Origin of the sequence: Myxococcus sp. CA039A (assembly GCF_013336645.1) — a bacterium.
Classification (GTDB): domain Bacteria; phylum Myxococcota; class Myxococcia; order Myxococcales; family Myxococcaceae; genus Myxococcus; species Myxococcus llanfairpwllgwyngyllgogerychwyrndrobwllllantysiliogogogochensis.
In genome coordinates this window covers 1-7,669 of record NZ_JABUMQ010000437.1, presented here as the reverse complement: position 1 = coordinate 7,669, position 7,669 = coordinate 1, and the positions used below count along the sequence as shown (strand labels likewise).

6 protein-coding genes are annotated in these 7,669 nt (G+C 70.6%); 5 read left to right on the top strand and 1 reads right to left on the bottom strand.

The annotated features are described in order from the left end of the window. The 5 genes from HR086_RS42605 to HR086_RS42585 all read left to right on the top strand — a co-directional run. On the top strand, positions 1-612 hold a 612-nt coding region (locus HR086_RS42605), incomplete at its 5' end, for a C39 family peptidase (RefSeq protein WP_174468498.1). A gap of 59 nt (positions 613-671) precedes the next feature. Continuing rightward, positions 672-1,469 (top strand): transcriptional regulator, encoded by a 798-nt coding sequence (locus HR086_RS42600; protein WP_174468497.1) that lies wholly within the window; start codon positions 672-674, stop codon positions 1,467-1,469. A gap of 8 nt (positions 1,470-1,477) precedes the next feature. Continuing rightward, positions 1,478-4,465, top strand: a complete 2,988-nt coding sequence (locus tag HR086_RS42595; RefSeq protein ID WP_174468496.1) for a serine/threonine-protein kinase — start codon at positions 1,478-1,480, stop codon at positions 4,463-4,465. A 75-nt stretch (positions 4,466-4,540) separates the two neighbouring features. Beyond that, positions 4,541-4,918, top strand: coding sequence for a hypothetical protein (locus HR086_RS42590; RefSeq protein WP_174468495.1), 378 nt, complete (start codon positions 4,541-4,543; stop codon positions 4,916-4,918). A 107-nt stretch (positions 4,919-5,025) separates the two neighbouring features. After that, complete coding sequence (locus tag HR086_RS42585) at positions 5,026-5,823, top strand: endonuclease/exonuclease/phosphatase family protein (protein WP_174468494.1); 798 nt, start codon at positions 5,026-5,028, stop codon at positions 5,821-5,823. An 83-nt stretch (positions 5,824-5,906) separates the two neighbouring features. Here HR086_RS42585 and HR086_RS42580 read toward each other — a convergent pair. Continuing rightward, on the bottom strand, positions 5,907-7,669 hold a 1,763-nt coding region (locus HR086_RS42580; RefSeq protein WP_174468493.1), incomplete at its 5' end, for a choice-of-anchor D domain-containing protein.

The window sequence follows — 7,669 nt, the reverse complement described above, 5'->3', positions numbered from 1 at the left end:
ACCCAGGATTCCGCTCCGACGCCGGGCGCCACGCCGACGCCGGGCTCAACGCCCTCCACCCCCTCCGCGCCGGGTGAGCGCTACCCCGTGCCGTACATCAATCAGATCTCCTCCGAGGGCACCGAGGACGACTGGAACCGCTTCTCCAACTGCGGCCCCACGACGCTGGCGATGATTCTCAAGGGCTATGGGCTCGGCGAGGGCCTGTCCGATGGCGCCTTCATCAACCAGCTCGCCAACTCCATCGGCATGGGCGCCGAAGGCACCGGTTACGTCGGCATCGAGCAGATGGCCGCGAACCAGGGACTCACATCGGAGACCCACGCCGGCTCCGATACGGCCTGGATTCAGCAACAGCTCGAAGCGGGCAACCTCGTCGCCGTCAACGGTGAGAGCAGCGTGATGCTCGCCAACGAGCAGCCGCCCAACGCCTCCGGCACCTTCTCCGGAGGCCACTGGATTGCCGTGACGGGCATGACGCCCGAGGGCAACTTCATCGTCCACGACCCGTCCAGCACCTGCCGCGAACTCACCCCGGACCAGCTCTCCCGCTTCCTCGCCGAGCACCACGCCGGAGGCTTCGCCACCGCCATCCACCCGCCGCGGGAATGACTCGGCGCGGTACGAGCACTCGGCCCCGGCGCGCCCTCGGGCTGGAACAGGAGCCAGCGTTGTACACTCCCAACCGCATGGACCCACCCCGCCCCGATGAGGACGCGTACCTCAGGGCCCGCGCCGCCTGGCCCGGCGTGGTGCTCGAACGCGGCGTCTTCCTCGCGCACCTGAGCGCACGCGGCGGGACGGACCCGGTCCGCCACGTGGAGGACCTGTACCTCGCCTGTGCTTGCGCACGGGGCCTTCCGGCGGCGCTCGCGCTCTTCGAGCGTCGCCTCCTCCCCGCCGCGCGCCAGCCCCTGGCTCGAAGGAACATGGCCCCCGACGTGGTGGACGAAGCCATGCAACGGCTGCGCGAACGCCTGCTGCTGCCCCGCGAGGATGCCCCACCCCGTCTTGCCGAATACGACGGTCGCGGCCCCCTGGAGACCTGGGTCCGCACCGTGGCCCTTCGGCTCGCGCTCACGGAGCTGCGTGAGCGCGCCGCCCGCCCCATCGCCCTGGAGGAAGCGCTGCTACCTGTCCAGGACGCCTCCTTCGCCGCCCTGAAGCACCGCCACCACGCGGACATCGAAGCGTCCATCGCCTCCGCGCTCGCTTCGATGGAGCTTCGCGAGCGCGCCTTCCTCCGGCTGCACCTCGTGGAGAACGTGGGCGTGGAGGACATTGGCCGGGTGCATGGCGTGAGTCGCGCCACCATGACGCGATGGCTCAAGGCCGCCAGGGACACGCTCACCGAGCGCACCCACGCGGAGCTGCGACGACGACTGAAGGTCGACGCATCCGAGCTGGAAAGTCTGGCCCGCACGCTCCTGAGCGGACTGGACTTGAGCGTGAGGCACCTGCTGCGCTGAGTGAGGCCATGGACTGCCCCGACGAAAACACCCTCCTGGCGTACTGCGAGCGGGCCCTGGAACCGTCCCAGTCCCAGGCCGTGGAGGCCCACGTGGACCGTTGCTCGGCGTGCCTCGCGCTGGTGGGTGAGGCGGCTCGGGGCGCCGCGCGCACCACGCTGATGGACGCGCCCGGAGCCAAACCCGGCACCGACAAGCCGGCGACCGCCCCTTCGTCCTCACCCGGGCGAGGCACCCAGTTGGGCCGCTACGTGGTCCTGGACCGCGTGGGCGCCGGAGGCATGGGGGTGGTGCTGAGCGCGTATGACCCTCGGCTGGACCGCAGGGTCGCCCTCAAGTTGGTGCGCGCGCTCGACGGCGCCGGCGCCAGGGAGCTGGAGCAGCGCCTGCTCCGCGAGGCCCAGGCCGTGGCCCGACTCTCCCATCCCCACGTCATCACCGTCTTCGACGTAGGCACCGTGGACGGCCGACTCTTCATGGCCATGGAGTTCGTCGAGGGCCCCACCCTGCGCCAGTGGCTCAAGGCCAGCCCTCGCTCGTGGCGAGAGGTGCTGCACCTGTTCAAGCAGGCGGGCCAGGGACTCGCGGCCGCGCATGCCGCGCAGCTCATCCACCGCGACTTCAAGCCCGACAACGTGCTCGTCGATGGCGAGGGCCGCGCACGTGTGACGGACTTCGGACTCGCGCGCCTCCAGGACACCACCCCCGCCCTGGCCACGCCTCCGCGCGCGAACGTGCCCGATGACGACGCCGCGCCCCTGACGCGCACGGGCTCCCTGGTGGGAACCCCGGCCTACATGCCGCCCGAGCAATGGAGCGGCGAGCCCATGGATGCCCGGGGGGACCAGTTCAGCTTCTGCGTCGCCTTGTACGAAGCCCTCTTCCGCATCCGCCCCTTCGCCAGGGGCCAGCCTCCTGACTTCGAGCACCTCCAGGCCCCCGCGCACGACACGGACGTGCCCACCTGGGTGCGTCGCGTGGTGCTGCGCGGCCTCGGCATCAAGCCCGCGGACCGCTACGCCTCCATGACCGCGCTCCTGGAGGACCTCGGGAAGGACCCGGCCCGCCGGCGCGCGCGGCTGCTCGCCACCGGGTGCGCTGTCGCCGGGGTGTCCGCCCTCGCCCTCCTGCCATGGCTGCGCGCCGAGCCCGCGCCCTGCACCGGTGCCGCCGCGCGCCTCGCTCCGGTGTGGAGCGCCCCCCGCGAGGCCAGGGTGCGCGCCGCCATGCTCTCCACTGGCGCTTCCCTGGCGGGGTCCACCATGGACGCGGTATCCCGACACCTCTCCGACTACGCGCGGGCCTGGGAGGCGGGCTACACCGAGACGTGCGAGGCCACCCACGTGCGCCACGAGCAACCGGAGAACGTGCTCGCGCTGCGCATGGCCTGCCTGGAATCCCGGCGCCAATCCCTTGACGTGCTCGCTGACACATTGGAGCGCGCCGATTCGGCCCTGGTGCAGAAAGCCGCCGAGGCCTCCCTGCGCCTCCCCTCGGTCTCCGACTGCTCACGCGTGGAGTCCATCCTCTCCCTCGCGCCCGAACCCCAGGACCCCGCCGTGCGCGCCCGGATGGAGCAGGCGCGGCTGCGGCTGTCGCGCGCCCAGGTGCTGCTGGAGACGGGGCGATACGCGCAGGGGAAAACGGAGGCCACGGCGGCGCTGGAGGAGGCCCGCGCGCTCGGCTACCGCCCACTGGAGGCGGAGGTGCTCCATGTCGCGGGCTGGCTGGAGCATCGGCTCGCCCGGAACGAAGAGGCCGAGCGCTCCTGGACCGAGGCCGTGCGGGCCGCGCTCGCCGGACGTCATGACGTGCTGGCCCTGCGCGCGACCACCGACCTGGTCTTCGTCATCGGCTACGAGTTGGAGGACATGAAGCGCGGGCTGGAGCACGCCGCCCAGGCGCGGGCGCTGATGGAGCGCGTGGGCTCGGCGGACGAGAGCGCGGCCCGGCTGGAGAACAACCTGGGCCTGGTGTACTTCGGCGAAGGCCAGCTCCCCCAGTCCCTGGAGCACTACCAGCGCGCCCTTGCCTTGCGCGAGCGAACCCTCGGGCCCGAGCACCTCGACACGGCCAAGGTCCTCACCAACCTCGCCCTCGTGCGCACGCGGCAGGGGAGCCCGCTCGATGCCGTCTCGCTCTACGAGCGGGCGCTCGCCATCCAGCGACGCGAGCTGGGAGCAGGACACCCCCTGGTCGCCAACACCCTCATCCTCCTGGGAGACGCACGCCGCTGGGTGGAGGGCCCCGAGGCCGCGATCGCCTTCTACGAGCAAGCCCTCGCGCTTCGCGAAGCCACGCTCGGCGAAACGCACCTGGACACCATCCGCCTCCACAACGACCTGGGCCGCCTGCACGAGCAACTCGAGCGCTTCGATTCAGCCCGGGTGCACCACGAGAAGGCCCTGGCGCTGACGGCCCACGCCTTCGGCGAGGAGCATGCGGAGTACGCCCAGTCCCTGCTGGCCCTGGCCTCGCTCGAGAACCGTCAGGGCCACTTCGCCGCGGCGCTGAAGGGGTATGACCGGACGCTGGCCCTCCAGGCGCGGCTGCTCGGGGCGAAGGACTCCTCCACGTTGCGCACGCGGGAGGAGCGCGCGGCCGTGCTGCGCAAGACGGGCCGGCCGCGTGAAGCCCTGGCGGAGTTGGAGGAGGTGCTCGCGAGAAAGGAGGCGGACGGTGGCCCGCGTCAGCCCCGCCTCGTCACGTCGCTCGTCGAGCTGGCTCGCACCTGGCTGGAGTTGAAGCAGCCCGAGCGCGCCCGCGTCGCCGCACAGCGCGCGCTCGATATCATCCAGCCGCTGGGGTGGAGCCCCACGCGCAGGGCGGAGCTCCAGTTCACCCTGGCCCAGGCCCTCTGGGACGCGAAGTCATCACGAGGCCAGGCGCTCGCGCTCGTCGACGAGGCCCTCGCGGCCTTCACCTCCGCGGGCAAAGCCAAACAGGCCCAGGCCCGCGAGGTGGCCCTCTGGAAGCAAGCTCATTCCAGGCCTTGAGCACTCATCGGCAACTCTGCCCTTGGTTTCCTGGAGAATGAAGCAAGCCTGAATTCAGAAGTCAGGAGCTCCCTCATGTTGCCTCCCTTGCGTCACGCGGCGGTCGCGCTGCGGCGTCTCGCCGCGCAGCCACGCCCGAAGTCTTCCCAGCCCACCGGAGACCGGCAGCACGGGTCCGCCCCGCTCCACCAGGCCCTGAAGGGTCGCTCGACATTCGCCGCTTCGGCGCGCGTCGCTCGGGGTGGAGATCCCAGCACGGATGGCGACAGCCCCACCAGTACGCGCCCCATGGGGGGTCCCCTGCTTCCGCCCATCATCCGGGCGTTCTTCGAGCGGGTGTTCCCGAACCTCTTCCCGCCCTCGGGACAGGTTCGCTCCGATCCCAGCGCGGACCCCGACAGCCCCAGCAGCAGCCGGGGCACGGCGCATGGGAACGATGACACCACCGTGTAGGCCATCAGCACGCGGCCCAGGGGAGACAGTCACCCCCGAATGTGTCTCCCTGGGGCCACACTCCGCCTGCGATTGTCCGAGCCCAGGTCTTGCTATGGGGTCTGGATATGTGGCCCCCCAGCCTCGCCGCGTCCCTGGTGCTGTCCGTCCTGGAAGCCTCCACACCTTCGTTACCCCCACCCACGCAGGGGAAGGTGACGGTCATGACCTACAACGTCCTCTACTCCGCGCCGCCAGAGGATGTGGCGAAGTCGCTGGACCTCATCGAGAAGGAGGCGCCGGACATCCTCTGTCTGCGCGAGTTGACGCCAGGGTTCGCCAGCGCCTTCCGGAAACGGCTCGGGAAGGAGTATCCCCATGTCCGGCTCGTCCCCCGGAAGGGGACCTGGGGCGTGGGCATCGCGAGTCGCCATCCGATGACTCGCACGGAGCACTTCTCCCAGGAGCCACACCGCATGCCGGCCCTGGAGGCGGACGTGCGCCTCGCGGGGCGGACCTTGAAGGTCTCCTGTGTGCACCTGATGGCGCCAGGGGCCACGCATCGCAAGGACGACGACCTGGTTGAGTCCATGGCGAAGAACGCGGTGCTCCGAAAGAAGCAGGCCGACGCACTGGTGCTGCGCTATTCGAAGGAGCAGGGTCCCCTGCTGCTGCTCGGGGACATGAACGAAGGCCGCTCGGGTGATGCGATGAAGGCCTTCGCTTCCGCGGACTTCCAGCACGCATGTGAAGGGCCGGGCGAGAGCTGTGGCTCCACCTGGCCGGGCGCGGCCTCCGTCCTTCCGGCCATCGTGGAGATCGACCACATCCTCGGCCGGCGAATCACGCTGTCGGATGCCAAGGTGCTGCGCAACGGGGGCTCGGACCACGACGCGGTCCGTGCTTCCCTCGAGTTCCCACCGTGACGTCCCGCGCCGCGAGGGAATGCGAAACGCCGCGCTCCACCCGAAGGTAAAGCGCGGCGCCGTCACTGCCTCGCGAGCAATCCCTAGTTGCAGCCCAGCGGGTACGTCACCTCCACCAACGAGCCGGGCGCGGGGGCCGCGTCACGGTCGAAGATGATGGTGTTGGTGCGCGCGTCGTAGTGCCAACCCGTGGTGACCTGCACCCCGTCCACCTCGACGACGATGCGCGTCGAGTCGGCGGGCACCTCGGTCAGTGGGAAGTTGCGGTTGGGACCGAAGGCGCTGTTGGAGAGCTTCTCCAGCGACGAGGCCCAGTTCGGCGTGCAGATGCTCTCCACCACGCCGCCCGTCGCGCTCGCGAGCTGGAGGTAGCGACTGCCAGAGCTGCTCGACGTGGGGCAGGTGGCCAGGTCCATGGGGCCGACAATCGCGTTGATGCTGAGCTTGGACTTGTCGTTGCCCTTCAGCGCCAGGAAGTACGTCTCGTAGAAGGACACCGGCTGCGAGCTGAAGTCCTCCTCGTCCGAGAGGAAGATGATGGCCAGCTTCGCCTCCTCGCGCAGGAACCCGCCGTTGCCGTCGTTGGCCAGAGGGGTGCGGACGTCATCCAGGTTGTAGAGCAGCGGGTCCGACAGGGCGCGGTGCGCCGCGTCCAGGCCCTGCTCGTTCCAATGACACACACCCACCTGCGTGTTGGCGGCGAAGACCCCCGCCGCGTTCGGCGTGTCCGGGGTGATGATGCGGGGCCGAGAGCCATCCACCGGGAACAGACGCCCGTTCTCTCCGCCCTGCGCGCCACCGGGGCACTCGGACCAGCCACCCGGAGACGGGTCCAACCCCGTCGTGGTGACACCGATGCGGTAGTCCACCGCCGCCGCGCTCGCCGCGCTCAGGAAGGCCGCGAAGTTCTGCCCCAGGCTCTGCTGCTCCTCCATCATCGAGCCCGAGTTATCCACCACGAAGAGGACGTCCACCTTCGCCTTCGACTCCTGGAAGAAGCGGTCCGTCTGCTCCGCCTTCGTCACGCCCCGGCCCACCAGGCCCGCCGTGTACTCGCCCCCATCCTCCAGCCGGAAGCGCAGGGCCGCCGCGTCATCCCCGTCGTCCGTCGGCGTGTAGCGCGCCGTCAGCTTCACCCGCGCGCCCGGGGCAATCGTCGCCGGGAAGGGGTTGGCCGACGCCACCTCGAACTCGCTGCCCGTCTGCTCCAGCTCCATGCCCGCGACCTTCACCGGGCCAATGCACTCGTTGATGGCCAGCAGCTCCCGCGTGCGCGGGCCGCAGGACAGCTTGGTGATGCCGAAGTCCACCGTGGTGGGCTGCACCGCGAAGCAGCCCTTCACGCCCTCGCCCACCAGCGTCACCAGCGGATGTCCCAGCGACGGGTGGTTCACCCACGCCTCCGCGAGCCCCTCGAAGGCGCCCTCGGCCTCCGGCTTGAAGCGCACGACGAGCGTGGCCTTCTGGCCGGGCTGGAGCACGCCGTTGGGCACCGCCGCGGCGACGAAGGACGGGTCCGAGCCCGCCACCAGCTGCATGGAGGCCAGGTAGCACGCCTCCGCGCCGGTGTTGCGCAGCGACACGCCCAACGCCACCTCCGCGCCCACCGGCACCTTGCCGAAGCGCAGCTGCTGCGGCAGCGCGTACTGGCACGGCTTGAACGCGCGCCCCTCACCCTTCAGCTCCACCGCCTCCGTCGACGTCGTGCTCCCCGCCCGCACCGTGACGGCGAGCTGTCCCTCGCTGGCACCCGCCGCGCCCACCCGAGGGCTGAACGTCACGCCCACGAAGGCCGACTGACCCGAGGGCACCGTCACGCTGGCCGGCGCCTGCGCCAGGGTGAAAT